We start from the raw sequence: 25,344 nt of genomic DNA on the forward strand, positions 1-25,344 counted from the left end.
CGTCAGGACGAGCCGACTCGGCGGCTTTCTTGGTCAGAACGAGCCGACTCGGCGGCTTCCCGCCGGGTCAGCGGACGCCGTTGGAGTAGGCCTCGCGTACGTCCTTGTAGTTGCCCCAGCGGTTGCTGATGAAGTCCTTCTCCCAGTCGTGGACGGCGTTGTCGCGGCTGATGGACTCGAAGTGGAAGAGGGTGACGTCGTGGAGCCAGACGAGGCGCAGCCCCAGTGAGCGACGGACCTTGAGGCACAGGTCGACGTCGTTGTAGTTGACCGGCAGCCGTTCGCTGAAGCCACCGGCGTCGAAGAAGACCTCGCGCCGCATGGCGAGGCAGGCGCCGGTCAGCGCGGAGGTCTCCCGGTTGATGTGCAGCTCGCCGTGGTTGCCCCGCTCCTCGGGGCGGGACCGGTAGTAGGCGTGGGTGATGGTGCCGCTGCCGTAGACCAGGCCGGCGTGCTGGATACGGAGGTCCTCGAAGAGGAGCTTGGGACCGGTCATCCCGACTCCCGCCTCACGCAGCGGCGCGATCAGGTTCTCGATGACGCCTTGCGAGTAGGCCTCCATGTCGTCGTTGAGGAAGACCAGGACGTCACCGGTCGCATGGGCGGCACCGACGTTGCACTTGGCGCTGAAGCTGAACTTCTCGGTGAACTCGACCAGCTTGATGTCGGCTCCCTCGATCGCCCGCAGCGCCTCTAGCACCGGGGCCGGGGTCGGGGTGTCGTAGACGATCACGAACTCGAGGTTGCGGTGCTCGGTCGAGGCGACCACGGAGCGGACGGTCTCGACGACCATCGCGCGCTTCTCGCCCCACACGATCGCACTGGTGCCGATGGTCGGGATGATCACGCTGACCGGGGTGTCCAGGTCGGGCTCCCGCTCGACGCGGTAGAGCCCGGGCGAGACGCCGTGCGAAGCCGTGGCCCGGATCCCGAGCCGGTCGAGATGGGCCTGCACGGCGCGTACGCCGGCGTCCCAGGCGTAGGGCTTGGCGTGGTTGTCCGCGGCGGCGGAGCCCGGCACCTGGCGCCAGTGGTAGAGCGCGCCGGGGACGTGGACGATGCGCCGCGCGCGCTCGCTGACCCGCAGCACGAGGTCGTGGTCCTGGGAGCCGTCGAAGCCCTCCTGGAAGCCGCCGACCTCCTCCACGACGGAGCGGCGAAACACCGAGAAGTGGGTGCAGTAGTTGTGGTGGCGCAGTCGCTCCGGGGACCAGTCGGGCTTGTAGTAGGCGTCGCGGAGCTCCCCCGCGTCCGACATCAGGTCCTGGTCGCTGTAGGCGTAGTCGAGGTCCTCGAACCGGTCGTAGGTGCGGACCATCTTCTCCAGCGCGATCGGCTCGAGCACGTCGTCGTGGTCGAGCAGGGCGATCAGCTCGCCGGTCGCCTCGGCCAGCGACGAGTTCGACGCGGCCACGATGCCGCCGTTCTCCGCGCGCTCCACGATCCGCACCCGCGGCTCGTTCGCGGCCAGCTCCCTCAGCCGCGGCAGCACCCACGGAGCCGGCGAGCGGTCGTCGCTGAGGACCCACTCCCAGTCCTCGTGGGTCTGGCCGAGGACCGACGCGATCGTGTCCTCGAAGGCATCGGCGGGCGGGTTGTAGACAGCGGTGATCAGCGATACCCGGGGCGATGGCATGGTCTTCAGCCTATGACCCTCACCGAGGGTTCGCGACCCCCGACACGGGGCGCTCGACCGGTTGGGGATGGTCGTCATCTCAACTTCTCGACGGGTTCACCGAGTGTCCAGAAGACGACGGCAGCCGCCCCGGAGGGAGGGTCGGGGGCGGCTGCCGAGTCAGGGGTGGCGTACGTCAGAAGCGCAGGCCACGCAGGTAGGAGTAGCCCACCTCCGCGGTCTGGATCGGGGTGACGTCGGGGCTGTCGTTCTCCACGATGTAGTCCTCGACCTGGTGGGCGCGGAAGATCTTGGCGAAGTCGATGAACCCGGTGCCGAGGTCGACGTGGTCGCCGGTGGCCTCGTTGCGGTCCTTGACGTGGTACTGGCGGACCTCGAGCGGCGCCCGGTCGACGACATCGATCGCGAAGTCGATGGCGTCGTCGCTGGACATGCCGAGGTTCACCCCACCGGTGACGGCCCAGTAGAGGTCCACCTCGAGGTGGACGTAGGCCGGGTCGAGCTCCCGCATGAACACGTCCCAGGGCGTGACCCCGCCACCGAGATCGGTGGTGAACTCATGGGCGTGGTTGTGGTAGCCGTAGCGGAAGCCGCGCCGCTTCGCGGCCGCCGCCTCGTTGTTCATCTGGTCGGCCCAGGCCTGCCAGTCGGAGAGCGAGCTGGAGGCCAGATAGGGCACGTTGAGGTAGCGGACCCCGAGCGTCTCGGAGTTGTCGAACTTGGTCTCGAGCGCCGCGAAGCTGCTGCTCAGGCCGTCGTGGCTGGAGTTGGAGCGGATCCCGAGCCCGTCGAGGACGCCTCGGATGTCCGCGGCGGTGCGCCCGTAGAGACCGGCCAACTCGACACGGTCGTAGCCGATCTGCGCCAGCTTCGCCAGCGTCGCGTCGACACCTGCACCGGTCATGATCGACCGCAGCGTGTAGAGCTGGATGCTGATCTTGTCGGCCGGGACCCGGCGGCCGCCGTGCCCACGTCCGGAGCTGGCGGCGGCCTGTGCCGGCGCGGCCAGAGCACCGCTGACCCCGAGCGCGGCAGCACCCGCGGCGGCGCCGCGGATGAGGGAGCGCCGGCTGAGCCCGCGCTGTTCGAGTGAGCGCTGCAGCGCACCGTCACCGTCGAATCCAAAACACATCTCGTAACTCCTTCTTCTTGGGTGTTGCGGGTCAGTCGGCCGTCGAGAACGCCGCGTCGAAGGAAGCCTCGGGGGCGTCGAAGGCGAGCCGGCGGACGAACTCGAGCGCCTCGGGGGCGCCGATGAGCCGGTCCATCCCGGCGTCCTCCCACTCGATGGAGATGGGGCCGTCGTAGCCGATGGAGTTGAGCATCCGGAAGCACTGCTCCCACGGCACATCGCCGTGGCCGGTCGAGACGAAGTCCCAGCCGCGGCGCGGGTCGGCCCAGGCGAGGTGGGAGCCGAGCCGGGCGTTGCGGCCGTTGCCGGTCTGCATCTTCGTGTCCTTGCAGTCCACGTGGTAGATCCGGTCGCGGAAGTCCCACAGGAACCCGACCGGGTCGACCTGCTGCCACACCATGTGGCTGGGGTCCCAGTTGAGCCCGAACGCCTCCCGGTGACCGATCGCCTCCAGCGTGGCGACCGTCGACCAGTAGTCGTAGGCGATCTCGGAGGGGTGCACCTCGTGGGCGAACCGCACCCCGCACTCGTCGAAGACGTCGAGGATCGGGTTCCATCGGTCGGCGAAGTCCTGGTAGCCGGCCTCGACCATCTCCTGGGAGACGGGCGGGAACATCGCGACGTACTTCCAGATCGAGGAGCCGGTGAAGCCGACGACGGTCTTGACGCCCAGGTTCTTCGCCGCCCGGGCGGTCATCTTCATCTCCTCGGCGGCCCGCTGACGTACGCCCTCGGGGTCGCCGTCGCCCCAGATCTTGGCGGGCAGGATGTCTCGGTGGCGCTGGTCGATGGGGTCGTCGCAGACCGCCTGGCCCTTGAGGTGGTTGGAGATCGCGAAGACCTGCAGGTTGTGCTTGGCGAGAAGGTCCAGCTTCGCCCGGACGTACGTCTCGTCCTCGGCAGCCTGCCAGGGGTCGAGGTGGTCGCCCCAGCAGGCGATCTCGAGGCCGTCGTAGCCCCACTCGGAGGCGAGGCGGCAGACCTCCTCGAACGGCAGGTCCGCCCACTGGCCGGTGAAGAGCGTGATCGGTCGGGTCATGGTGTGTTTGTCCTTCCTCAGGGGAGCAGAGAAGCAAGCAGGTCTCGGACCTCGGTGGCCTCGAACCGGTCGCGTTTGACAGAGGCGTCGGAGCAGACGAGCACCGGGCCGCGCCCGGGGTCGTCCGGCAGCCGGCCGTGGCTGCCGGAGACCGGGGCGGGATCGAGCGGCACCACGCTCATCGCGTAGCGCAGCCCGGCCGTCTTGCGGGCCAGCGTGGTCGCGGCGCGCAGCTTGACCCAGCGGTCCTCGGGGTCGAGGAACAGCTCGGCGGGGTCGTAGCCGGGCTTCTTGTGGATCTCGACGCCGCGGGCGAAGTCGGGCGCGTTCGCGTCGTCGAGCCAGTAGTAGTAGGTGAACCAGGCATCCGGCTCCGCCACCACGACGAGCTCGCCCGCGCGCTCGTGATCGAGTCCGTACGCCGCCTGGCCGGCGCGGTCGAGCACCTCCGCGACCCCGTCGAGGCCGGTGAGCAGGTCCCGGACGCGTTCCAGGTCGGCCGGGTCCTTGACGTAGACGTGGGCGATCTGGTGGTCGGCGACCGCGAAGGCCCGCGAGGTCCACGGGTCGAGCAGCTCGCCGGTGGCGTTGTGGTGGACGTGGAGCAGGCCCTCGCGGCGCAGCAGCCGGTTGACGTCGACCGGCCGGGTGGCGCGGGTGATGCCGTACTCGCTCAGCAGCACGACCCGGACGCCCGCGGCCTCGGCGTCGTCGAGCAGCGGCGCCAGGGTGGCGTCGACGTCGCGGGCGGCCTGGGCCGCCTGCGGGCTGTCGGGGCCGAACCGCTGCAGGTCGTAGTCGAGATGCGGGACGTAGACGAGGGTGAGGTCGTGGTCGGGCATGACCTTGCGTGCGGCCGCGACGATCCAGGCCGAGCTCTTGATCGAGGCGGTGGGACCCCAGTAGGTGAACAGCGGGAACGGGCCGAGCTCCTCAGTGAGGGTGTCGTGGAGCTCGGGCGGCCAGGTCCAGCAGTCCGGCGACTTCTTGCCGTCGGCGTGGTAGGCCGGACGCGGGGTGACGGTGGTGTCGACGTCGGCGCCCATGGCGTACCACCAGCAGATGTTGGCGACCTTCGCTCCGGGGCGCCGGCGGCGGACGACGTCCCAGAGCTTCTCGCCCTGGACCAACGCGTTGTGCTGGCGCCACAGGAGCACCTCGCCGAGGTCGCGGAAGTACCAGCCGTTGCCGACGATGCCGTGCTCGCGCGGCAGGGTGCCGGTCAGGAAGGTCGACTGGACCGAGCAGGTGACCGCGGGCAGCACGGTGCCGAGCTCGGCGGTGAACCCCGACTCCCCCACCTGCCGCACCCGCGGCATGTGCTGGAGCAGCTCGGGGGTCATCCCGACCACGTCGATGACCAGCAGCTTCTCGTCGTGCACGCTCATGCGGAGGCCTCCTGCAGCTGTTCGAGACCGGACTCGAGGAGCCGGTCGCGCGTCCAGGCCAGCTCGGCCGCGATGCCCGCGACCAGCCCGGCATCTCCATTGGGGCGGACCTGCTCGGGCAGGACTCCCCAGGTGTACGTCTCCACCTCGAGGTGGTCGGTGTGGGCCACCGGGCCGCCGAGGAGCGCGTCGAGCGTGCCGGCGAGGTGGTCGCGGGTGCTGCGCAGCGGCGGGGCCGGATCGGCATGAAGAGGTACGTGGAAGTGCACCCGCCAGGGATGCTCGGCCGGCAGCGGACGATGGCCGGTGAGCGCCTCGGGCAGGTCGTCTCGGCTGTCCACCCGTCCTCCGCGCGGCTCGCGGGTCTGGTGCAGGAATCGGTCCTCGGCGTAGGAGGCCAGAGCCTCCCGCGTCGCCGGGTCGCTCGGGTCGTCGGCGTGCAGGGCGGCCGAGACCTGGACCTTGACGACCGGCAGCCCAGCCACGTGCAGCCGGTCGAGCGCCTCGGTGGCGTCCTCGAACTGGGTGGCGAGGTGGCAGGTGTCGACGCAGATGCCGAGATACTCCGGGGCCAGCCCGGCGAGCCGGGTCACCGCGTCCCGGGTCGTCTCCACGACACAGCCGGGCTCCGGCTCGAAACCGACCCGCACCGTCCGGCCGTGCTCGGATTCGATGCCGGCCAGACCGTCGGCGAGCTCGCCGATCAGCTCCCGCGCGGCCCGGTCCCGGTCGGTGAACCACGGGGTGCGCCAGCCCAGCGGCAGGGTCGAGATGCTGCCGCGGGACGCATCGTCGGGCAGCAGCGCCGCCAGCACCCGGGCGCAGTCGAGGGTGTAGTCGAGCCGGCGTCGCGTCGACCAGTCCGGTGAGTAGACGTCGCGCTTCACCACCGGGGCGTGGAACCCGGCGTACGGGAAGGCGTTGAGGGTGACGACCTCGAGTCCGTGGCGGTCGAGTCCCGCGCGCAGCCGGTCGAGGGTGGCCGGGTCGGCGGCCAGCTCGTGCGCGGTCGCGGCCGGAAGCCACAGGCCGAGGCCGAGGCGGGAGACCCCGAGCCGGGCTCGGACCTCCCCCGCATAGCGACGGAGCTGGTCGAGGATCCCGTCGACATCCTCGGCGGGGTGCACGTTGCTGCAGTAGCCGAGGTGGACGACCGTGCCGTCGCGGTGCCGGAACCTCATGCGCGCTCACCTCGCAGCAGCGAGTTGCCCGCGAAGGTGTCACCCTGGCCGGTCTCGGGAGCATCGAGCAGGAGCCGTCCGCTCTGGCCGAAGAACTCCACCGGGTTGCGCCACAGCACCCGGTCGACGTCGTCCTCGGTGAAGCCGGCGGCGAGCATCGCCTCGCCGGTGGCCCGGGTGCGCAGCGGGTCGCTCTTCCCCCAGTCCGCCGCGGAGTTGACCAGCACCCGGTCGAGACCGCGGCCATCCTCAACTCTTTGGGAAAGAATCGCGACCATCCGGTCGGGGTCCATCTTGGTGTCGGGGTAGATCGAGAAGCCCATCCAGGCACCCGCCTCGTCGACGACGTCGACCGTCACCTCGTTGAGGTGGTCGACGACGACCATCCCGGGCTCCATCCCGGCCGCCTCGACGAGGTCGAGGGTGCGTCGGGTCCCGGCCAGCTTGTCGCGGTGGGGGGTGTGCACCAGCGCCGGCAGCGCGAACTCCCGGGCCAGCTCCAGCTGGCGGCTGAACGCCTTCTCCTCATCCTCCGTCATCGAGTCGAAGCCCACCTCGCCGACCGCGACCACCCCGTCCTTGGCGAGGTAGCGCGGCAGCAGGTCGAGCACCGGCGTGCAGCGCGGGTCGTTGGCCTCCTTCGGGTTGAGCGCGATCGTGCAGTGGTGGGCGATCCCGAACTGCGAGGCCCGGAACCGCTCCCAGCCGACGAGCGCGTCGAAGTAGTCGACGAACGAGTCCACGCTGGTCCGTGGCTGGCCGAGCCAGAACGCCGGCTCCACCAGGGCCTGGACCCCGGCGGCCGCCATCGCCTCGTAGTCGTCGGTCGTACGCGAGCTCATGTGGATGTGCGGGTCGAAGATGCGCATCAGGACTCCCGAGTGGTCTGGGTGGGGGCGGGCAGGAAGGACAGCGCGTCGGCGGGCACCTCGCGGCCGGCCGCGCGCCGCTCGGCGGCGTAGTCGGCGACCATCCGGCGCAGCTCGTCGTCGGCTCTCTCCAGACCGGCGACCAGACGAAGAGGTACGCCGACGAAGAGGCACTTGAGCACCGCCTGGCGCCACGCGGCGTCGTCGAGCCGCAAGGCGTACGTCCCCAGGGCCGCGGCCACCAGGCGCGGGTCGTTGGTGCGCAGTGCGTCGTGGACCAGGTCGAGGGCGCGGTCGCCGAGGGCGTCGTCGAGGTCCCCGAGGCCGAGCAGGACCGCCCGCCGCTCGTCGGCGTCGCCGAAGCGGTAGAGGTCGTGCACCTCGGTGCTCAACGTGTCCGGATCACCGGCCAGGGCACCGCCGAGCGCCACCAGCAGCCGGAGGCGTACGCCGTCCTCGACCCGCTCCGCGCCGGGCTCGGCCGAGGTTCCGGGCGTGCGGCCGACCTCCCTGGCCGCGGCCGGGAACAGGGATCCGATCTTGGTGGGGTCGGCCTCGATCTCGGCGCACCACTGTGCGAGGAGCTTCTCGTTCATGTACCCACCTCCTCGGACCGGGGAAGGGCCGCGAGGGTGTCCCGCAGGAAGGTGAGGGAGCGCTCGGCGACGACCGGGGCGGCGTGGGACTGGCGAGGCAGCTCGAGCGCGGCGAGCCCGGTGTAGCCGATCTCGACCAGGGCACCGAGGGCCTCGGCGAAGTCGACCTCGCCGGTGCCCAGCTCCAGATGCTCGTGTACGCCCTCGACCATGTCGTCGACCTGCACGTTGGCCAGCAGCGGACCGGCCAGACGGATGGTCTCGGCCATCCCCCGAGGCTCGTTGCAGACCACGTGGCCGAGATCGAGGGTGACCCGCAGCAGCTCCGGGTCGTCGAGGCGCCGGCGCAGCTCGAGGACGGCGTCGAGGGTGTCGACGAAGTGCCCGGGCTCGGGCTCGACGGCGCACACGACCCCGCGGCGCTGCGCCAGGTCGAGGACCCGCCACACCCCGTCGCACAGGCGTCCCCAGGCCCGGTCCTCGTCGACGCCGTCGGGCAGGGTGCCCGACCAGAACGAGACCGCCTCCGCGCCGAGGTCGGCGGCCACCTCGACCGCCCGGTGCAGATACTCGACCCGACGGGTCGCGTCCGTGCCCGCGTGCAGCAGGGTCGGGTAGTGCTTGCGGAGCGGATCGAGAATGTAGCGAGCGCCGGTCTCGATCACGACCGAGAGGCCGAGCTCGTCCAGACGGCGGCCGACCTGGGCGACCCGGCCCGCCAGGTTCGGCCGGAAGGGGTCCAGGTGAAGGTGGTCCAGGGTCAGCGCGACCCCGTCGTAGCCCAGCGCTGCCAGAAGGCTCAGCGCGTCCTCGAGCCGGTGGCTGTGCATGCCGTTGGTGCCGTAGCCGAACCGCAACGTGCTCGTCGTGCTCATGTCGGCGACACCACCTTCGAGGCAGCCTTGACGATCGGGCCGGCGGCCAGCAGCGCGACCGCGGCCAGCGGCGAGCGGCGGGCGACGAGCGCGGCCTGGAGCGGGATCATCCCGCGGATCCCGGCACCGGTGGCCTGCCGGACCGTACCGGCATCCGGCGAGGAGACCGCGGCGAGCTGGGCGGAGCCGACGCCGTGTGCGTACGTCGCGGCGAGGGCGACGGGAAGCGCCGCCCGGCCGTGGCCGGCCGCCGCGGCCGCGGTCGCGACCGTGACGGCACCGGCGAGGCCCGCGGTGAGGGGCCGGGTGCCGTGGACCTCGCCCCGGCTCAGCAGGGTGACCCCGGCCGTGTGCGCGGCGAGCAGACCGGCGGGCACCAGCCCGGCCCGCGTACGTCCGGCAGCAGCCGCCCCGAGGAGCACGTCGAGGCCTCGGGCCGCGGCCATCGCGACCGGTCCGGCCGGGGTGTCCTTGAGGACGGTGTCGTAGGCCCATACCGATCCGGCCAGGGCTGCCGCCGTCGCCGCGGCCGGACGGCCCCCGACGAGAGCGGCCAGCCCGACGCCCGCCGCGGTCAGCCCGACGGCCACCCCCAGCGCCTGCCGCGGGCTGATCCGACCCGACGGGATCGGCCGCTCCGGGCGCTCGACGGCGTCGAGGTCCCGGTCGGCCCAGTCGTTGAGCGCCATCCCGGCCCAGTAGAGCGCCACCGAGGCAGCCGGCATCGCGACCGCGCGCGCCCCCAGCGGACCGGCCGCGGCGGCCCCGGCCAGGGTGTCGCCCGGCACGGTGAGGGCCGCCGGCAGCCGGACGAGCTCGGCGAAGGCTCGGGCGCGAGACGTCATGCACCCACCTGGCCGACCCGGCCGCACCACGCGACCAGCTCCTCCCACTGGGTGCCGAGCCGGTGCTCGTCCGAGCCCGCCGGGTCCTTGAAGAAGAACCCGAACGGGAGCGGTCCCGACTCCCCCACCTCGACCGCCCGCAGGGTGAGCCGGGCGAGGTCGAGCACCAGCGGCGCGGCCAGCGCCGAGTCGCAGCCGCTCCAGGTGAACTGCAGCGACATCCGCACCCCGAGGAAGCCCTCGAAGGAGACGTGGTCGATGGCGGTCTTCCAGTCGCCGTGGTCGGGCACGTAGTCGATGTGCATCGGCCCCTCCACCGGGTGACCGAGCATCGCCTCCAGCCCCTGGGCCTTGGTGACGAGCTTGCTCTGCGCGTTGGCCGGGTCGGCGAGCGTGGCGCCGTCCCCGCCACCGAGCATGTTGTACGACGCCCAGGCGTTGACCTGCAGGGCCCGTGTCGAGAACATCGGCGCCAGCGCCGACTTCAGCAGCGTCTCCCCGGTCTTCCCGTCCGAGCCCGCCCACGGGAGCCCGGCCCGGTCGGCGAGGGTGACGAGCACCGGAAGCCGCGGCCCGGGACTCGGCGTGAACGAGACCACCGGGCAACCGGCCCGGTAGGCGGCCAGGACGTAGACGGAGCTGCCCGGCAGCGGCGACTCGCCCGCGGCCAGCGCCGCGTCGAGGGCGTCGGGATCGGCGAGCGGTCCGCCGTCGGTGACCTGGGCCGGCGGCTCGGTGCTCGCCACATCCACCACGACGACGCGCTCGAGCCCGTGCTCCTCGCGGAAGGCCACGAGGTCGGCGGTCAAACGCTCGACCGCGACACCTTGGGGCTCGGCGCCCGCCGGGTCATAGCCCGTACGCAGCCGCCCCTCGACCTCCTCGAGCTCACCGGCGATCGCCGGCAGGATCCCGGCGGGGACGACCCCGCCCGCGGCGAGCCGCTCGGCCCGCTTCAGCAACGGGTCCGCCCTCAGGTCGTGCCCACCGATCACCAGATCACCCAGCGAGGGCAGCCCGGCGACGGCGATCTCCGGCTGCTCGGCAACCAGCCCGACCCGTCCGGCGAGCCCGGCTCTGACCGCCAGCGCACCGACCGTCGTCGTGACCCCCACCGAGCCGCAGGCACCGACGAGCCAGAGCCCGACCCGCGCGCTCATCGGTCCGCCTCGCAGCGGAACCGGGAGACCCCGGCGACCATCTGGATGCCGCCGAGCACGTGGGAGAGGAACTCCGGCTCGGTGTAGGACTCCGTGGTGTGACCCATACCGGTATAGAAGGCACGGCCGCCGTCGTAGCGGTGGCACCAGGCGATCGGGTGCGGGTTGCCCATCGCGTACGGACCCGGGTCATAGCTGCGCTCGTCGAGGTCGGCGAGGACCCGGATCGAGTCCGCCGGACGGTCACGGAAGCTGTACCACTCGTCCCAGCGGGTCCACCGCTTCGGCAGCTCGGCGGTCGCAGCGGTGTTGTGCCCGTGCACCTTCACCGTCGCCGTCTGCTGGGCGGGGTGACCGGCGAAGTAGGCACCGACGAGGCCGCCGTACCAGGGCCAATCGTACTCGGTGTCGGACGCGGCGTGCACACCCACATAGCCACCACCGCCCTGGATGTAGCGCTCGAATGCCGCCTGCTGCCCCGCATCGAGCACATCACCGGTGGTGGAGAGCCACAGCACCGCCTCGTACGCCGCCAGGTCGGTGTCGTTGAACACCGCCGCGTCCTCGGTGGCGGTCACCGTGAAGCCGTTCTCGGCCCCCAGCCTCTCGATCGCCGCGATGCCGTCGGGGATGGAGCCGTGCCGGAACCCAGCGGTCTTGGAGAACACCAGAACGTCGTACGTCCCGTGCCCATGACCCCCAGCAGGGCGGTCGGCAGGGCGGTCGGCAGGGCGGTCGGCAGTGGCGGACGGCGCCGGCGCCAGGGCGGCGACGGCCACCACAGCCGCGCCCGCGATCAGAGTTCTGAACCTTCTCGATCCGTACTTCATGATGAGTGTCCCTTCCGAGCTGAGTGGCTGAGTCATTCCAGAGGTCGATTCAGGGCGCGGGCGCGGCGGCGGAGTGGGTCAGGTGGGGATCTCCTGCCACGTCCGGGTGTCGGAGCTGGTCTCGACCGCGGCGAGCACACGCTGCACCTGGAGTCCGTCGGCGAACGTCGGCGTCGGCTCGGTGCCGTCCCCGAGCGCCTGGACGAGGTCGACGGCCTGGTGGGTGAAGCCGTGCTCGTAGCCGAGGCCGTGACCCGGCGGCCACCAGCCCGCGACCCATGGGTGCTCGGGCTCGGTGACCACGATCCGGCGGAAGCCGCCTTCGGTGTCCGGCAGGGTCGCGTCGTGGAAGTGCAGGACGTTCATGTCCTCGAAGTCGAAGGCCAGGCTGCCCTTCGACCCGTTGATCTCGATCCGGATCGCGTTCTTGCGACCGGTGGCGAACCGGGTGGCCTCGAAGGAGCCGACCGCTCCCCCGGCGAACCGCGCCAGGAAGAGCGCGGCGTCGTCGACGGTGACCGGCCCGCGCTCGGCCCCGGCGGTGGCGGAGAGCCCGGACGAGCTCTCGGCCACCGGGCGCTCCTTGACGAACGTCTCCAGCATCCCGGAGACCTCCAGGATCCGGTCACCGGTGATGTGCTGGGTCAGGTCGATGACGTGGGCGCCGATGTCACCGAGCGCTCCCGAGCCGGCCTTGGTCTTGTCGAGGCGCCAGCTCAGCGGGGCTTCGGGGTCGGCCAGCCAGTCCTGGAGATACTGCGCGCGGACGTGGTGGAGCTCTCCGAGACGACCGTCGGCGACCAGCTTCCGGGCCAGCGCGATCGCGGGGACGCGGCGGTAGGTGAACCCCACCATCGCCCGCACTCCCCGCTCGGCTGCCACCGCCGCGGCCGCGGCCATCCGCTCGGCCTCTGCCACGCTGTTGGCCAGCGGCTTCTCGCACAGCACGTGCTTGCCGGCCTCGAGCGCGGCGATCGCGATCTCCGCGTGGGTGTCACCGGGCGTGCACACGTCGACCAGGTCGACGTCGTCGCGGGCGATCACGTCGCGCCAGTCGGTGACGCTCTCCTCCCAGCCGAACCGGGTGGCGGCCTCGGCCACGCGAGTCGCGTCACGGCCGCAGAGGACCTGCATCCGCGGGGTCAGGGGAAGGTCGAAGAAGCGGTGGGCGCTGCGCCAGGCGTGGGAGTGGACGGCGCCCATGAAGGCATAGCCGATCATCCCCACACCGAGCGTGGCTTTCTGCTCGGTCATCGGAACTCGATCCTGTGTTTCGGTGGTGTCGCTCCGTGCCCGAGCACGGAGCGATCTTGCGGTCTGGCTGGGTCGGGCTCGGTCAGGACTCGAAGGCCGTGGGGAGGAACTCCTCCACGTTCTCCTTGGTGACGACCGGCGCGTCCAGCTGGATGGTGCGCGGCACGGTCACCTCGACCAGGTCGGACATGGCCTTGTCCTGCGCCAGGAGCCGGGCGAGCTTGATGCCGTCGGCAGCCTGGGTGGAGGGGTAGATGACCGTCGCCTTGAGGACGCCCTTGTCGGCCTCGATCTCGCGCATCGCGTTGGCCGAGCCGGCACCGCCGACCATGGTGAACTCGTCACGGCCCGCGTTGTTGATCGCGGCGAGCACGCCGACGCCCTGGTCGTCGTCGTGGTTCCACAGGAAGTCGATCTTCGGCGCGGCCTGGAGCAGGTTGGAGGCCGCCTTCTCGCCGCCCTCGACGGTGAAGTCCGCGGCGACCCGGTTGTCGACGTCGAGGTCACACTTGGCCAGCGCGTCCTTGAAGCCCTTACTGCGGTCCTGGGTCAGCGGCAGCGAGTCGATGCCGGCGATCTCGGCGACGACAGCGTCGGTCTTGCCGTCGGCCTGCTCACAGACGTACTCACCGGCCGAGACGCCCATGCCGTAGTTGTCGCCGAGGACGGTGACCCGGGCGGCGTTGGGGTCGTTGAACTCACGGTCGACGTTGATGACCGGGATGCCGGCCTCCATCGCCTTGAGAGCCACCGGCGTCAACGCGGCGCCGTCGAAGGGCAGCAGCACGATGGCGTCGACCTTGTCGTTGATGAAGGTCTCGACCTGGCTGATCTGCAGGCCGACCTCGTTGGTGCCCTCCGCCAGGCGGAATTCGACGTCTTCGTAGGCCTCGGCAGCAGTCTTGGCCTGCTCGCTGATCGCACCCATCCAGCCGTGGTCGGCGGCGGGAGCCGAGAAGCCGATGACGACCGTGTCGCCCTTCTCGTCGTTGGAACCGGCTTCGGCGTTGGAGGTGCCACCGACGTTCTCGGACTTCTCGGGGGTGTTGCTGATGCAGGCCGAGAGGGCGAGCACCGAGAGACCGGCGACGAGGATCTTTGCTGTGGACTTCAGTTTCATGAGGTGCTCCTAGAGCGTGGAAGGGTGGAGGAGGGATGAGTCCGAGACCCGAGGACGGCTGGGAGGACGGCGTCGGGCGGTCATGACCCGGGCTGTCGTGAGAACCGCTTCTGCAGCAGCACGGCGGCGATGATGATCAGGCCCTTGGTGAAGGCCTGGGCGGAGATCGAGAGGTTGTTGAGCACGAACACGTTGGTGAGGGTCATGAAGATCAGCACCCCGAAGACGGTGCCGACGATGTTGCCGCGCCCGCCGGCGAGCAGGGTGCCGCCGATGACGACCGCTGCGATGGCGTCCAGCTCGTAGAGCTGGCCGTGGGTGGCGCTGCCGGTCGTGGTGCGGCTGATCAGCATCACCGCGGCGATGCCGCAGCAGAGGCCGACGAGCACGTAGAGGAGCACGGTGTGGCGGCGTACGTTGATGCCGGCCAGGCGCGAGGCCTCCGGGTTGCCGCCGATGGCCAGCGTGCGTCGGCCGAAGGTGGTGCGGTTGAGCAGGACCCAGCCGATCACGGCCACGATGGCGAAGATCCAGATCAGCACCGAGATGCCGAGGATGTCTCGGGAGAACGCGTCGGTGAAGCCCGGCACGCTGATGATCTGGGTCTTGCGCGCCGAGATGATCTCGGCCAGACCGCGGGCGCTCGCCATCATCGCCAGCGTGGCGATGAACGGGACCACCCCGCCGTATGCGATCAACAACCCGTTGATCAATCCAGCGCCGGCACCGACCAGAAGGGCGGTGGTGACGATGATGATCCAATGGATGTCGTTCGCCATCGTCTGGGTGGCCACCGTGGTGCACCAGATCGAGGAGAGCGCGACCAGCGCACCCACGGAGAGGTCGATGCCGCCACCGGTGATGACGAAGGTCATCCCGATGCTGACCACGCCGATCACCGCGGCCAGTCGCAAGATGGTCATCACGTTGTCGACCGAGGCGAACCGCTCACCGGCCGTAGCGGTGCCGATGACGGCCAGCAGCGCCAGCGCCAGGACCAGGCCGAGGTTGTGGCCCGCGCCGCTGCGCAACAGCTGACCGAGACCGCCGGGCTCGGCCCGGCGGGCCGCCTCCTTCTCCACCCGAGCGGTGTCGGCCGGGGTCACAGCCCCGGTCGGTGTGTCGCTCATGCGACCTCTCCTTCCATCACGAGGTCCAGGACCTTCGACTCATCGATCTCGGTGGCGGGTCCCTCGTGGACGACGGAGCCCTCGCTGATGACGAGGACCCGGTCGGCGAGACCGAGCACCTCCTCCACCTCGCTGGACACCACGACCACGGCGACACCTTCGTCGGCCAGGCGGCGGACGAGGTTGTAGATCTCGGTGCGTGCCCCGACGTCGACGCCCCGGGTGGGCTCATCGAGGAGCAGCACCTTGCAGTCGCGCAGCAGCCACCGGGCGAGCACGACCTTCTGCTGGTTGCCGCCCGACAGGTTGCGGACCGGCCGGTCCACCCCGGCCGGACGTACGTCGAGCGAGCGGCTGAGCTCCTCGGCGGCCCGGCGCTCGGCGCCGCTGTCGAGGAAGCTGGCCTTGGAGAACCGGCTCATGGACGAGACGGTCACGTTGCGGTAGACCGCCTGGTCGAGCAGCAGCGCCTGGCTCTTGCGCTCCTCGGGAGCCAGGCCGATCCCGGCGGCCACCGCGGCTCGCACCGAACCTCGGCGCAGCCGGCGGCCGTTGACGGTGACCGTGCCCGCGCTGGAGCGGCGAGCGCCGTAGACGGTCTCGAGGATCTCCGAGCGGCCGGAGCCGACCAGGCCGGCCAGACCGACGATCTCGCCCGCGTGGACACGGAGGTCGACGTCGTGGAAGCGGTCGCCGGACAGGCCGGTGGCCTCGAGCACCGGCGTGCCGTCCTGACCGGGTCGCGTCGCGGGGCGCTCGGGGAAGACGTACTCGATCTGGCGGCCGGTCATCAGCGTGATCAGCTCCCGGGTCGGCGTCTCCTCGACCGAGAGGCCGGTCGCCACGGTGCGGCCGTCCTTGAGGACCGTGATCCGGTCGCCGATCTGGCGGATCTCCTCGAGACGGTGAGAGATGTAGATGATCGCGACACCCTCCGCGGTGAGACCGCGCATCACCCGGAAGAGGTTGTCCACCTCCTCCTGGTCGAGGACGGCCGACGGCTCGTCGAGGATGAGCAGGCGGGTGTCGTGGGACAGCGCGCGCGCCATGCTGACGATCTGCTGCCCGGCGGGCGAGAGGTCGCCGACCAGGCGGTTCGGGTCGACCTCGCTGTGGCCGAGCCGGGCCAGGAGCGTACGCACCCGCTGGGTCGCCTCCGCGCGGCGGCTGAACCCGGCGGTGGCGAGCTCGTGGCCGAGGAAGATGTTCTCGGTGACGGTGAGGCCGGGCACCAGGTCGAGCTCCTGGTAGATCGTCGAGATGCCGCGCTTCATGGCCGCGACCGGCGTGGTCAGCCGGACCGGCTCGCCCTCCCAGAGGATCTCTCCCTCGTCGGGCTGGTACGCCGCCGAGAGCACCTTGATCAGGGTCGACTTGCCGGCGCCGTTCTGGCCGAGCAGGCAGTGCACCTCCCCCGCGCGGACGTCGAGATCGACGCCGCCGAGGGCCAGCACGCCGGGGAACCGCTTCACGATCCCGGTCATCTCGAGCAGTACGCCACCCCCCTCTGCGCTGGCGGCGGGGCCGTCCGGCGACGGCTTCGGGCTCTGGGTCATCGGGTTCCTCCGTGCAGTTCGGGCAGATCGGCGAGGGCGGTGGGGTCGGAGAGCACCGGCTCCAGGGAGACCAGTGCGCCGCCGCGGACGGCGGCGGTGGGGCCGAAGGCCGAGATCGCGACCCGGGTGCCGCCGGCCCGCGGCGCGAGGACGTCGGCGGCGAGCCGTGCCTCGACGGCCGGACGCAGCCACTCGCCGAGCACGGCGAAGTAGCCGCTGAGCACGACGGTGCCGGGGTTGAGCGTGTTGACGAGCACGGCTGCGCCGGTGCCGAGCCAGGTGCCGACCTCGTCCAGCGCCGCCAGGGTGCGGCCGTCGGCGAGCCGGGCCCGCTCGACCAGGGTGGCGAGCCGCTCCTCCAGGGTCAGCACGGGGTCGCGAACCGGGTCGTCGGGGTCGGTGGCCGACTCCAGCAGCGCCCGCAGACCGACCACGGTCTCCCAGCAGCCGGTGCGGCCGCAGCCGCAGAGCCGACCGCGAGGGTCGACCGGGAGATGGCCGATCTCCCCTGCCCAGCCGTGCCGCCCCGGGGCGACTCGGCCGCCGCTGACGATCGCGCCACCCAGGCCGACCTCGCCGTAGAGCACCACCATGTCGGCGCGGTCGGCGTCGGTGGGGTCGAGCTCGGCGGTGGCGGCGAGGGTGGCTTCGTTGGCCACGCGCACCGGCGGCACGGGCCGCACCGACCCTGCCATGGCGCCGAGCCGGCGGCGTACGTCCTCGGCGGCGTCGATGTCGCGCCAGCCGAGGTTGGGGGCGAGGGTGACCCGCTGCGTGGCGGTGTCGACGAGGCCCGCGACGCCGACGGTGACGCCCGTGACGGCGGCACCGGCGGTCCGTGCCTCGGCGAGGGCGTCGGCGACCAGCCCGGCGAGCTCAGCCAGTACGCCCTCGGGGGCAAGACTCCGGCCGTCGATGCCGCGGCGGAACTCGGCGATCACGGTCCCGGCGAGGTCGACGGCGACGACGGCGAGATGATCGACGTTGATCTCCGCGCCGACCCCGCACACCGAGCTGCCGTTGAGTCGGACCTGGACACCGGGGCGGCCGGCGCCGCGGCGGTCGGCGTCCTCGCAGGAGACCAGCCCGAGCTCGGCGAGCTCGTCGACCAGGCCGTTGGCGACCGTACGGGTCAGTCCGGTCTCCTCGGCCAGGCGGCCCCGCGAGCGCGGCCCGCCTTCGCGCAGCGACCGCAGGAGCAGGCCCATCCGCGCGGTCCGGACGGCGGCCGGGTCGGCGGTGGCGGAGACCCGCACGGTGATGTCTGCGTCGCGCACGGTCGTCTCCTGTCCGGGGTATAGGCGTCCATCACAGACGCGGCCTGTGATGGCAGTCACAGAATTCGGTGACCGAGAGACAAACTAGTGACACCGCTCACGTTGTACAACCCTTTCGTGGCGGTTTCTGCAAAGTTTCTGTCGAACTTTGAAAAGTAATTGGACAAAGTAGGCGAAAGGGGCACCCGGCCACGATCGGCCGGATGCCCCTTCCCGATGGATCTCGAGGGTCACTCGCTGGGTGCGAGCACCACCTCGTCACTGCCCGTCAGCGCCGGGATGTCACCCTCGCCCGGATCGGTGTACTCCGCCACGAAGACGGCGTTCAGCTCGTCCTCGCCCGGGTCGTGACCGCCGGGGACCGTGGTCACGATCGAACCGCTGCAGCCGTTCGCCGTGGTCTGCGGGTGCCCGTGCTCGTCGTGACCCAGGACGTACGTCACCGAGACCCTGGAGCAGTCGACCGCCTGGTCGTCGGCGACCTCGACCTGGAACTGGACGGTGTCGCCGAAGTGGAACGCCTCACCCGGAGCCGGGCTGGTCGTCAGCGTCACCACCGGGACGGCGTTGCCGACGATCACGTCGACGTCGGCCGAGGCGTGCTTGCCGCGCCCCGGAGCGCGACCCTTGTCCGTGACCGTCAGGGTGGCCTTGTAGACCCCCGGCTCGCCGTAGGTGTGGGTGGCGGTCGCCCCGGTGGCGTCGAACCTGCCGTCGCCGTCGAAGTCCCACTGATAGGTGAGCTGGTCACCGTCGGGGTCGGTCGTCCCGGCGCTGTCGAAGGCCACGCTCAGCGGCGCGTCACCTCCGGTCTTGTCGGCGCTGATCACCGGCTTCGGGGTGTGGTTGCCGGTGCGGGCGATGTAGTCGATCCGGGAGACCTGAGCCTCCTCGTTCTCACTGAAGAACCCGTCGCCGTACTCGAGCATGTAGAGCGAGCCGTTCTTGCCGAACTCCAGGTCCATCACGTTGTCGGTGACGAAGGTGGAGAGCACCGCCTCGATCCCGGTCAGCTCACCGTCATCGTCGATCCGCATGCCCTTGAGGTAGTCCCGGCCCCACTCCGCGAAGATCGGGATGCCGTCGTAGTACTTCGGCCAGGCGCCCGAGCGCGGGTCCTTCGTGGCCGCCTTGTCGTAGTCGTACGCCGGGCCGGCCATCGGAGCGATGCCGCCGGTGCCGAGCTCGGGGAACTCGGCGGACGCGCCGTAGGTGTACCAGACGGTCGGCTGGCTGACCGGCGGGAGCTGGGTCAGGCCGGTGTTGTGCCGCGAGTCGTTGACCGGCGCGTCACAGTCGAACGCCGGCCCCGAGGTCCCGGTCGCGAAGTCGTAGTCGCGGTAGGGCATCTCGGAGGTCGCACACAGCGGCCAGCCGTAGTTGACCGGCTCGCTGACCACGGTCCACTTGCCCTGGCCGGCCGGGCCGCGGTCGGGGTTCGCCGAGGAGGCGTCGGGCGAGTAGTCGGCCACGAAGATCCGGTCGGACTCCGGGTCGATCTCGATCCGGAACGGGTTGCGCAGACCCATCGTGTAGATCTCCGGGCGGGTCTTCGGCGTACCAGGCTTGAAGAGGTTGCCCTTCGGGACGGTATAGCCGCCGGTACGTCCCGGCTTGATCCGGAGCAGCTTGCCGCGCAGGTCGTTGGTGTTGGCCGAGGTGCGCCGCGCGTCGAAGGCCGGGCTGCGACCCGCGCTGTCGTCGAGCGGCGCGTACCCGTCGGACGAGAACGGGTCGGTGTCGTCGCCGGTGGCGAGGATCAGGTTGCCCTGGGAGTCGAAGACGATGTCGCCGCCGACGTGACAGCAGCGGCCCCGGTCGACAGGTACGTCGAGGATCTGCTGCTCGGTGGACAGGTCGATCTCCCCGCGTGAGAACTGGAAGCGGGAGAGGCGGATGGCGCCCTTGAACGGCTCGAAGTCGGCCGGGGTGCCGTTCGCCGGGGCGTCGCCCTCGTTGACGCCGGGTGTGGCCGGGTCGTCGACGGGGGTGTCCAGGACGGGTGAGTAGTAGACGTAGACCCACTTGTTGCTGCGGCCGTTGTATCCGGGGTCCAGAGCGATGCTCTGCAGCCCCTCCTCGTCGTGCTGGTAGACGTCGAACTCGGCCGCGACGGTGTTGACACCGGTGTCGGCGTCGTTGAGCCACACCTTCCCGGCACGGGTGGTGTGGAGGACGTCCCCGTTGGGCAGGACCGCGAGGTCCATCGGCTCACCGGGGCGATCGTTGAGCGTCACCTTCTCGAAGTCGGTGTCCGGCGGTGGGGCGGCCGTGGGGGCCGCGTCCGCGGACGTGGTGATGGGGAGAACCAGGAGGCCGGAGACCACGGTGGTGGCGACGCTCCAGAGGGTGAATCTGCGCACGGTCCATCTCCTTCTCTCGCTGTCGTGGAGGGGAGCGAGATCGTTCGCGAACGTAGCGATGTGACGCCGGTCACGTCAAGTGACTTGCGTACTTTCGCAAGAAGATTTCGAAAGATGGAACGATAGTGCGCCTCTGAGGCGGTCGGGAGCCGGGTCTACGCCTCTCCGCTGCTGGGCGCGTAGACCGAGGCGCTGATCAGGTGGGCGGCCCCGATGACGCCACCCTCGTCACCCAGCTCGCTGAGCACGATCGGGAGGTTGCCGGTCGCCAACGGCAGCGAGCGGCGGTAGGTCACACTGCGGATCTCGGCGAGCAGCCCGTGACCCAGCTTGCTGACCCTGCCGCCGATGACGATCAGGCCGGGGTTGAAGAACGAGACCAGGCTGGCGAGGACCTGGCCGATGCGGTGTCCGCTCTCCCGGATGAGCTGGACCGCCTGGGCGTCGCCGCGGGCCACCGCGACGGCGATGTCCTCGGCGCTCAGCTCACCCTTCTCCGCGAGCAGCTCGGCCAGCACCGGAGAGCGTCCGGAACGGGCCGCGGCGAGCGCCTCACGGGCCAGCGCAGCGCCTCCGGAGAACGCCTCCAGGCAGCCGGTGTTGCCGCACGCGCAGGTGGGTCCGAAGTCCTCGACGCGGATGTGGCCGATGTCGCCGGCGCAGCCGTCGACGCCGCGGTAGAGGTCGCCGTCGACGACGATCCCGCAGCCGATGCCGGTGCCGATCTTGACGTAGAGGAAGTCACGGGCGGTCCGGGCGACGCCCGCGTGCTGTTCCCCGGCCGCGAGGACGTTCACGTCGTTGTCGAGCACGACCGGGCAGCCCAGCTCCCGGGCGACCGCGTCGCGCACCGGGTAGCCGTCCCAACCGGGCATGATCGGCGGCGACACCGAGACGCCACGGTGGAAGTCGACCGGTCCGGGTACGCCGATCCCCGCGCCCATCGGCTCGGAGACGCCGTGCTCGTCCAGGAGCGCGCGCACCTCGTCGAGCGCGGTCGCGAGCACCTTCTCCGGGCCGCTGCGGATGTCGCACGCCCGAGTGCGGGTGCCGATCACCGACAGCCGACCGTCGGTGAGGCCCACCGACATGCTGGTGGCGCCGATCGAGATGCCGACGAACCGGATGTCCGGCGCGAGGTCGACCAGGGTCGAGCGGCGACCGCCCCGGGAGGCCGCCGGCCCGACCTCGTGGGCCATGCCCAGCTCGGTGAGCCGGCCGACCTCGGCCGCGATCGTGGTGCGGGAGACGCTCAGCCGGTCGGCGAGCTGAACCCGCGACAGCGGGCCCTCGTCGCGGAGCTGGGCGAGCAGTCGTGCCTGCATGGAGGTCTCGGCCCGGCCGGCGAGTGAGTGGCGCATACCGGCGATCCTGCCACGTGGCACCGCCTGCTAGCCCAGGAGCGCGTCGACGAAGGCCTCCGGGGTGAACGGGGCCAGGTCGTCGGGGCCCTCACCGAGGCCGACGAGCTTGACCGGGACGCCGAGCTCGCGCTGGACGGCGACCACGATGCCGCCCTTGGCGGAGCCGTCGAGCTTGGTGAGGACGATGCCGCTGACCGCGACGGCCTCGCTGAAGACGCGGGCCTGGATGAGGCCGTTCTGGCCGGTGGTGGCGTCGAGGACGAGCAGGACCTCGGTGACCGGGGTCTGCTTCTCGATGACGCGCTTGACCTTGCCGAGCTCGTCCATCAGGCCGGCCTTGTTCTGCAGCCGGCCGGCGGTGTCGACGATGATGGTGTCGACGCCGGTGTCGAGCCCCTCCTTGACCGAGTCGAAGGCGACGCTGGCCGGGTCGGTGCCCTCCGGGCCGCGGACGACCTCGACGCCGACCCGCTCACCCCAGGTGGTCAGCTGCTCGGCGGCCGCGGCACGGAAGGTGTCGGCGGCACCGAGGACGACCTTGCGGTCCTCGGAGACCAGGATCCGGGCGAGCTTGCCGGTGGTGGTGGTCTTGCCGGTGCCGTTGACGCCGACCATCAGCACCACGCCGGGGGCGCCGTCGGTGCCGCTGACCTGGAGCCGGCGGTCCATGCCGGGGTCGACCAGCTTGATCAGCTCGTCGCGCAGCGCCGCCTTGGCGTCGGACTTGCCACCCTCGACGCGCAGCCGGGTGCGCAGCCCGTCGACCAGCTCCTGGGTCGGGGCGACGCCGATGTCGGCGGTGAGCAGCAGATCCTCGATGGCCTCCCAGGTGTCCTCGTCGAGCTGGTCGGACGAGAGCAGGTTGAGCAGCCCGCGGCCCAGCGCGTTGGAGCCGGCCAGGCGCTGGCGCAGCCGCACCAGGCGCGAGGCGGTGCTCTCCGGCTTCTCGATGACCGGCGCGGCGGGTTCCGCCGTCGCCGGCTCGGCCTCCCCGGGGGTGGCCTCCTCGACCGTCGGTTCTTCCGGACGGGTGATGGTGTCGGTCCCCGCCTGGGTCGGCAGCGAACGCTCCTTGCGGCGCCGGGTGCTGGTGACCAGACCGACGATGCCGCCGCCGATGATCGCGACAGCGGCGACCGCGATGATGACGATGAGGGTGACCATGTCCATGGGCCTCATCCAATCAAACTAGCGGTTCTTTTCCGTAGTTCCTGGCTTGCGCTCACCGAACAGCTCGGTGAGACGGTCCTCGCGGCGGGCCTGCAGGCGCGTGGCCGGACTGAGCGTGGGGGCCGTGTCGACGGCCCGCTCCATCGCCTCGCCGAGCTTGGAGACGTACGGCATCTTCTGTCCGCGGTGGGGGAAGACCGTGTAGACGATCACGAGTCCGGCCAGCGTGACGATGAGCAGCATCGCCACGAAGATGACAAGGATGGTCAGCACTGGCTCGGCCAGCCCCCTTCTGGATACGCACGGACGGCGTCCACCCTTGCACACCTCGCGTCCCGAGCCCACAACGCCGCGCGCGCCCGCGCGCATCCCGGCGTACGGCGCGGGATCTCGACAACCCGCACCAGGCCGGTAGGGTTTCACGGCATGAGGATCATCGGGACAATGATGGTCCGGGACGAGGTCGACATCGTCGCCGCGATGATCGAGCACCACCTGGACCAGGGTGTCGACACGTTGATCGTCACTGACAACGCGTCGGTCGACGGCACCACCGAGGTGCTCGAACGCTACGCCGCGACGGGACAGGTCGAGCTCCACCACGACCCCGTCCACGAGAAGCAGCAGGGCAAGGTCGTCACCTCGATGGCCCGACGTGCCCGCACGCACTTCCGCGCCGACTGGGTCCTCAACCTCGACGCCGACGAGTTCCTGGTGCCCAAGGACAAGGGCCTGACCGTACGTCAGGCGCTCGAGGCCACTCCCCTGTCGCTGAACGCGTTCACCGTCGAGGTGGAGAACCTCGTCGGCCCGCCCGCCTGGACGGGCGGCGGCATCAACCGGCTCCAGTGGCGCGACCGACGCCCCGACGAGCGCCTCGAGGCGGTCGGGCTCCACGCCCACCCGACGCCCAACGCCATCCACCGCGGCGAGTCGGACATCAAGGTCGTCCAGGGCAACCACTTCGTCTCGATGATGAGCAACGGCCAGCCCGCCGACGAGGTCGCTCTCGAGGTGCTCCACCTCCCGTGGCGCTCCTGGGCCCAGCTGGAGCGCAAGGTGATCAACGCCGGCAAGGGCTACGAGGCCAACCCGGACCTGAAACCGAGCCCCCGCCACCACGGGATGCGCGACTACCAGCGCTACCTGAACGGCACGCTGCAGGACGCCTACCTCGCGCGCACGCCCACCCGGGCCGAGCTCGCCGCCGGCGCCTTCTCCGGCGACTACTCGTTCGACGACTGGCTGACCCACCACCTGCACATCGTGCTCGGCCGCTCGCTCGCCCCCGATCTCATGCGTGACGTGCTCGACCCCGCGAACGACAAGGCCGTCCCCGACGACGAGCACGCGCTCGGCGCCGAGCGCGGCCGGGCCGCACTGGCCGCCGAGCCTTACATCCCACCCCGCAAACGCTGAAACTCTCTTCTCAGGAGGACCTGTCTTGCCCACCTTCAGGGGCGCCGTACGCCGCGGCCTCGCCGCCGCAGGTCTGCAGACCGTCCGTGCCGCCGATGCCGAGGCCGCGCGCCTGCACGGCCGGATCGACGAGCTCAAGCAGCGCAACCAGAAGCTGCGTACGAAGGTGGAGGGGTTGCAGGGCGACCGAAACCGCACCACCGCGGTCCCGGCCATCCCCGGCCTGGACCGGCTCGAGCTGCGCCGCGAGCAGGTGCTCGCCGGGGTCAAGCCCGACGCCCTGATCCTGGAGATCGGCCCCGCGCACAACGCGATCCTGCCCAAGCGGGACGGCTATGACGTACGCATCGTCGACTATCTCGACCGCGGGGGTCTGGTTCAGCGCTATGCGGGCTTCTCGCAGTACGACCCCGATGACATCGAGGAGGTCGATTACGTCTTCCGGCCGGGAACGCCCTGGTCGGACGTGATCCCGGAACGCTTCGACCTCGTCGTCGCCTCCCACGTCATCGAGCACACCACCTCGATGATCGACTTCCTCAACGAGTGCGAGAAGCTGCTGCGTCCTGACGGGGTGCTGGCGCTGGTCATCCCCGACCACCGCTACTGCTTCGACCGGTTCCGCGAGCGCGCCTCGCTCTCGCGCGTCATCGACGCCTCGCTCTACCCGTCGTCGGTGCACACGATGGGCGCGGTCATCGAGGAACGTCTCAACGCGGCCAAGCACGGCGGCATCACCGCGTGGGGCCCGCGCCACAAGGGCGACTACAGCTTCGCCAACGGCCTGGAGACCGTGAAGGCCAACGGCGAGGAGGCCCGGCGCGGCGAGCGCTACATCGACACCCACAACTGGGTCTGCACCCCCAACCACCTCCGCCTGCTGCTCCAGGACCTCGCCGACCTCGACTTCGTCTCGATGCGGGAGACGTCCTTCCACGACACCGTCAAGCACGAGTTCTTCATCAACCTCTCCCCCACCGGCGAAGGCACCGGCCTCACCCGCGAGGAGCTCGTCGTCCTCGCCGACGACGAGCGCCGCGTCCTGGACCAGGCAGTCTTCGAGAAGTAGTCCTGGTGTGTAGCCGAGTCGGCGCAACTGCACGCCTTGGAGCGAAGCGAAGCGAGCGAGGCGTGCGGTTG

22 protein-coding genes are annotated in these 25,344 nt (G+C 70.8%); 2 read left to right on the plus strand and 20 right to left on the minus strand.

All coding sequences use genetic code 11. The features are described 5' to 3' along the window. Window positions 1-67: 67 nt before the first annotated feature. The 20 genes from ACFU7D_RS16230 to ACFU7D_RS16325 all read right to left on the minus strand — a co-directional run bounded on the left by ACFU7D_RS16230 (window position 68) and on the right by ACFU7D_RS16325 (window position 23,058). A complete protein-coding gene (locus tag ACFU7D_RS16230; RefSeq protein WP_378868767.1) occupies window positions 68-1,636 on the minus strand; it encodes a glycosyltransferase in 1,569 nt (522 codons plus the stop codon). A gap of 175 nt (window positions 1,637-1,811) precedes the next feature. Continuing rightward, the gene (locus tag ACFU7D_RS16235) at window positions 1,812-2,768 is read right to left on the minus strand and encodes a sugar phosphate isomerase/epimerase family protein (RefSeq protein WP_378729164.1); all 957 of its coding nucleotides are present in this window, start codon (window positions 2,766-2,768) and stop codon (window positions 1,812-1,814) included. Between the two features lie 31 nt (window positions 2,769-2,799). Beyond that, window positions 2,800-3,807, minus strand: a complete 1,008-nt coding sequence (locus ACFU7D_RS16240; protein WP_378729163.1) for a sugar phosphate isomerase/epimerase family protein — start codon at window positions 3,805-3,807, stop codon at window positions 2,800-2,802. Window positions 3,808-3,824: 17 nt separating this feature from the next. Continuing rightward, window positions 3,825-5,195 carry an alkaline phosphatase family protein gene (locus tag ACFU7D_RS16245; protein WP_378868769.1) on the minus strand — a complete coding sequence of 457 codons (1,371 nt, stop codon included), beginning with the start codon at window positions 5,193-5,195 and terminating at the stop codon, window positions 3,825-3,827. Beyond that, on the minus strand, window positions 5,192-6,376 hold the full coding sequence (gene eboE / locus ACFU7D_RS16250; RefSeq protein WP_378729161.1) for a metabolite traffic protein EboE: 1,185 nt from the start codon (window positions 6,374-6,376) through the stop codon (window positions 5,192-5,194). The genes ACFU7D_RS16245 and eboE overlap by 4 nt, the downstream gene beginning before the upstream one ends. Then, the gene (locus ACFU7D_RS16255) at window positions 6,373-7,245 is read right to left on the minus strand and encodes a TatD family hydrolase (RefSeq protein WP_378868774.1); all 873 of its coding nucleotides are present in this window, start codon (window positions 7,243-7,245) and stop codon (window positions 6,373-6,375) included. The genes eboE and ACFU7D_RS16255 overlap by 4 nt, the downstream gene beginning before the upstream one ends. Beyond that, window positions 7,245-7,841, minus strand: a complete 597-nt coding sequence (locus tag ACFU7D_RS16260) for an EboA domain-containing protein (RefSeq protein WP_378868776.1) — start codon at window positions 7,839-7,841, stop codon at window positions 7,245-7,247. The genes ACFU7D_RS16255 and ACFU7D_RS16260 overlap by 1 nt, the downstream gene beginning before the upstream one ends. Beyond that, window positions 7,838-8,716: a sugar phosphate isomerase/epimerase family protein gene (locus ACFU7D_RS16265; protein ID WP_378868779.1), complete on the minus strand. Its 879-nt coding sequence runs from the start codon at window positions 8,714-8,716 to the stop codon at window positions 7,838-7,840. The genes ACFU7D_RS16260 and ACFU7D_RS16265 overlap by 4 nt, the downstream gene beginning before the upstream one ends. After that, a complete protein-coding gene (locus ACFU7D_RS16270) occupies window positions 8,713-9,561 on the minus strand; it encodes an SCO3242 family prenyltransferase (RefSeq protein WP_378868781.1) in 849 nt (282 codons plus the stop codon). The genes ACFU7D_RS16265 and ACFU7D_RS16270 overlap by 4 nt, the downstream gene beginning before the upstream one ends. Beyond that, window positions 9,558-10,721: an inositol-3-phosphate synthase gene (locus tag ACFU7D_RS16275; protein WP_378868784.1), complete on the minus strand. Its 1,164-nt coding sequence runs from the start codon at window positions 10,719-10,721 to the stop codon at window positions 9,558-9,560. The genes ACFU7D_RS16270 and ACFU7D_RS16275 overlap by 4 nt, the downstream gene beginning before the upstream one ends. Next, the gene (locus ACFU7D_RS16280) at window positions 10,718-11,551 is read right to left on the minus strand and encodes a ThuA domain-containing protein (protein ID WP_378868787.1); all 834 of its coding nucleotides are present in this window, start codon (window positions 11,549-11,551) and stop codon (window positions 10,718-10,720) included. Before ACFU7D_RS16280 ends, ACFU7D_RS16275 begins: the two co-directional genes overlap by 4 nt. A gap of 78 nt (window positions 11,552-11,629) precedes the next feature. Further along, on the minus strand, window positions 11,630-12,805 hold the full coding sequence (locus ACFU7D_RS16285) for a Gfo/Idh/MocA family protein (protein WP_378868790.1): 1,176 nt from the start codon (window positions 12,803-12,805) through the stop codon (window positions 11,630-11,632). Window positions 12,806-12,887: 82 nt separating this feature from the next. Next, a complete protein-coding gene (locus tag ACFU7D_RS16290; RefSeq protein WP_378729153.1) occupies window positions 12,888-13,925 on the minus strand; it encodes a substrate-binding domain-containing protein in 1,038 nt (345 codons plus the stop codon). Window positions 13,926-14,005: 80 nt separating this feature from the next. Further along, on the minus strand, window positions 14,006-15,055 hold the full coding sequence (locus tag ACFU7D_RS16295; protein WP_378868793.1) for an ABC transporter permease: 1,050 nt from the start codon (window positions 15,053-15,055) through the stop codon (window positions 14,006-14,008). Then, window positions 15,052-16,611, minus strand: coding sequence for a sugar ABC transporter ATP-binding protein (locus ACFU7D_RS16300; RefSeq protein ID WP_378729151.1), 1,560 nt, complete (start codon window positions 16,609-16,611; stop codon window positions 15,052-15,054). Before ACFU7D_RS16300 ends, ACFU7D_RS16295 begins: the two co-directional genes overlap by 4 nt. Further along, window positions 16,608-17,888: an ROK family protein gene (locus ACFU7D_RS16305; RefSeq protein ID WP_378868795.1), complete on the minus strand. Its 1,281-nt coding sequence runs from the start codon at window positions 17,886-17,888 to the stop codon at window positions 16,608-16,610. Before ACFU7D_RS16305 ends, ACFU7D_RS16300 begins: the two co-directional genes overlap by 4 nt. Before the next feature lie 230 nt (window positions 17,889-18,118). Further along, a complete protein-coding gene (locus tag ACFU7D_RS16310; protein WP_378868797.1) occupies window positions 18,119-20,251 on the minus strand; it encodes a PQQ-dependent sugar dehydrogenase in 2,133 nt (710 codons plus the stop codon). A gap of 155 nt (window positions 20,252-20,406) precedes the next feature. Next, complete coding sequence (locus ACFU7D_RS16315) at window positions 20,407-21,612, minus strand: ROK family transcriptional regulator (RefSeq protein WP_378729148.1); 1,206 nt, start codon at window positions 21,610-21,612, stop codon at window positions 20,407-20,409. Window positions 21,613-21,642: 30 nt separating this feature from the next. After that, complete coding sequence (ftsY, locus tag ACFU7D_RS16320; protein WP_378729166.1) at window positions 21,643-22,785, minus strand: signal recognition particle-docking protein FtsY; 1,143 nt, start codon at window positions 22,783-22,785, stop codon at window positions 21,643-21,645. Between the two features lie 18 nt (window positions 22,786-22,803). Further along, window positions 22,804-23,058, minus strand: coding sequence for a hypothetical protein (locus tag ACFU7D_RS16325; RefSeq protein WP_378729147.1), 255 nt, complete (start codon window positions 23,056-23,058; stop codon window positions 22,804-22,806). A 153-nt stretch (window positions 23,059-23,211) separates the two neighbouring features. Here ACFU7D_RS16325 and ACFU7D_RS16330 point away from each other — a divergent pair, with 153 nt between their 5' ends. Further along, window positions 23,212-24,204 carry a glycosyltransferase family 2 protein gene (locus tag ACFU7D_RS16330; RefSeq protein WP_378868799.1) on the plus strand — a complete coding sequence of 331 codons (993 nt, stop codon included), beginning with the start codon at window positions 23,212-23,214 and terminating at the stop codon, window positions 24,202-24,204. A 25-nt stretch (window positions 24,205-24,229) separates the two neighbouring features. After that, complete coding sequence (locus ACFU7D_RS16335) at window positions 24,230-25,273, plus strand: methyltransferase domain-containing protein (protein ID WP_378868801.1); 1,044 nt, start codon at window positions 24,230-24,232, stop codon at window positions 25,271-25,273. The last annotated feature ends 71 nt before the right edge of the window (window positions 25,274-25,344 follow it).

This window comes from Nocardioides sp. NPDC057577, from assembly GCF_042801335.1.
Lineage (GTDB): Bacteria > Actinomycetota > Actinomycetes > Propionibacteriales > Nocardioidaceae > Nocardioides.

What these genes read in the sequence shown, in the direction of transcription:
- ACFU7D_RS16230 (WP_378868767.1), bottom strand. Translation starts at nt 1,636, where the DNA reads ATGCCATCGCCCCGGGTATCGCTGATCACCGCTGTCTACAACCCGCCC.
- ACFU7D_RS16235 (WP_378729164.1), bottom strand. Translation starts at nt 2,768, where the DNA reads ATGTGTTTTGGATTCGACGGTGACGGTGCGCTGCAGCGCTCACTCGAA.
- ACFU7D_RS16240 (WP_378729163.1), bottom strand. Translation starts at nt 3,807, where the DNA reads ATGACCCGACCGATCACGCTCTTCACCGGCCAGTGGGCGGACCTGCCG.
- ACFU7D_RS16245 (WP_378868769.1), bottom strand. Translation starts at nt 5,195, where the DNA reads ATGAGCGTGCACGACGAGAAGCTGCTGGTCATCGACGTGGTCGGGATG.
- eboE (WP_378729161.1), bottom strand. Translation starts at nt 6,376, where the DNA reads ATGAGGTTCCGGCACCGCGACGGCACGGTCGTCCACCTCGGCTACTGC.
- ACFU7D_RS16255 (WP_378868774.1), bottom strand. Translation starts at nt 7,245, where the DNA reads ATGCGCATCTTCGACCCGCACATCCACATGAGCTCGCGTACGACCGAC.
- ACFU7D_RS16260 (WP_378868776.1), bottom strand. Translation starts at nt 7,841, where the DNA reads ATGAACGAGAAGCTCCTCGCACAGTGGTGCGCCGAGATCGAGGCCGAC.
- ACFU7D_RS16265 (WP_378868779.1), bottom strand. Translation starts at nt 8,716, where the DNA reads ATGAGCACGACGAGCACGTTGCGGTTCGGCTACGGCACCAACGGCATG.
- ACFU7D_RS16270 (WP_378868781.1), bottom strand. Translation starts at nt 9,561, where the DNA reads ATGACGTCTCGCGCCCGAGCCTTCGCCGAGCTCGTCCGGCTGCCGGCG.
- ACFU7D_RS16275 (WP_378868784.1), bottom strand. Translation starts at nt 10,721, where the DNA reads ATGAGCGCGCGGGTCGGGCTCTGGCTCGTCGGTGCCTGCGGCTCGGTG.
- ACFU7D_RS16280 (WP_378868787.1), bottom strand. Translation starts at nt 11,551, where the DNA reads ATGAAGTACGGATCGAGAAGGTTCAGAACTCTGATCGCGGGCGCGGCT.
- ACFU7D_RS16285 (WP_378868790.1), bottom strand. Translation starts at nt 12,805, where the DNA reads ATGACCGAGCAGAAAGCCACGCTCGGTGTGGGGATGATCGGCTATGCC.
- ACFU7D_RS16290 (WP_378729153.1), bottom strand. Translation starts at nt 13,925, where the DNA reads ATGAAACTGAAGTCCACAGCAAAGATCCTCGTCGCCGGTCTCTCGGTG.
- ACFU7D_RS16295 (WP_378868793.1), bottom strand. Translation starts at nt 15,055, where the DNA reads ATGAGCGACACACCGACCGGGGCTGTGACCCCGGCCGACACCGCTCGG.
- ACFU7D_RS16300 (WP_378729151.1), bottom strand. Translation starts at nt 16,611, where the DNA reads ATGACCCAGAGCCCGAAGCCGTCGCCGGACGGCCCCGCCGCCAGCGCA.
- ACFU7D_RS16315 (WP_378729148.1), bottom strand. Translation starts at nt 21,612, where the DNA reads ATGCGCCACTCACTCGCCGGCCGGGCCGAGACCTCCATGCAGGCACGA.
- ftsY (WP_378729166.1), bottom strand. Translation starts at nt 22,785, where the DNA reads ATGGACATGGTCACCCTCATCGTCATCATCGCGGTCGCCGCTGTCGCG.
- ACFU7D_RS16330 (WP_378868799.1), top strand. Translation starts at nt 23,212, where the DNA reads ATGAGGATCATCGGGACAATGATGGTCCGGGACGAGGTCGACATCGTC.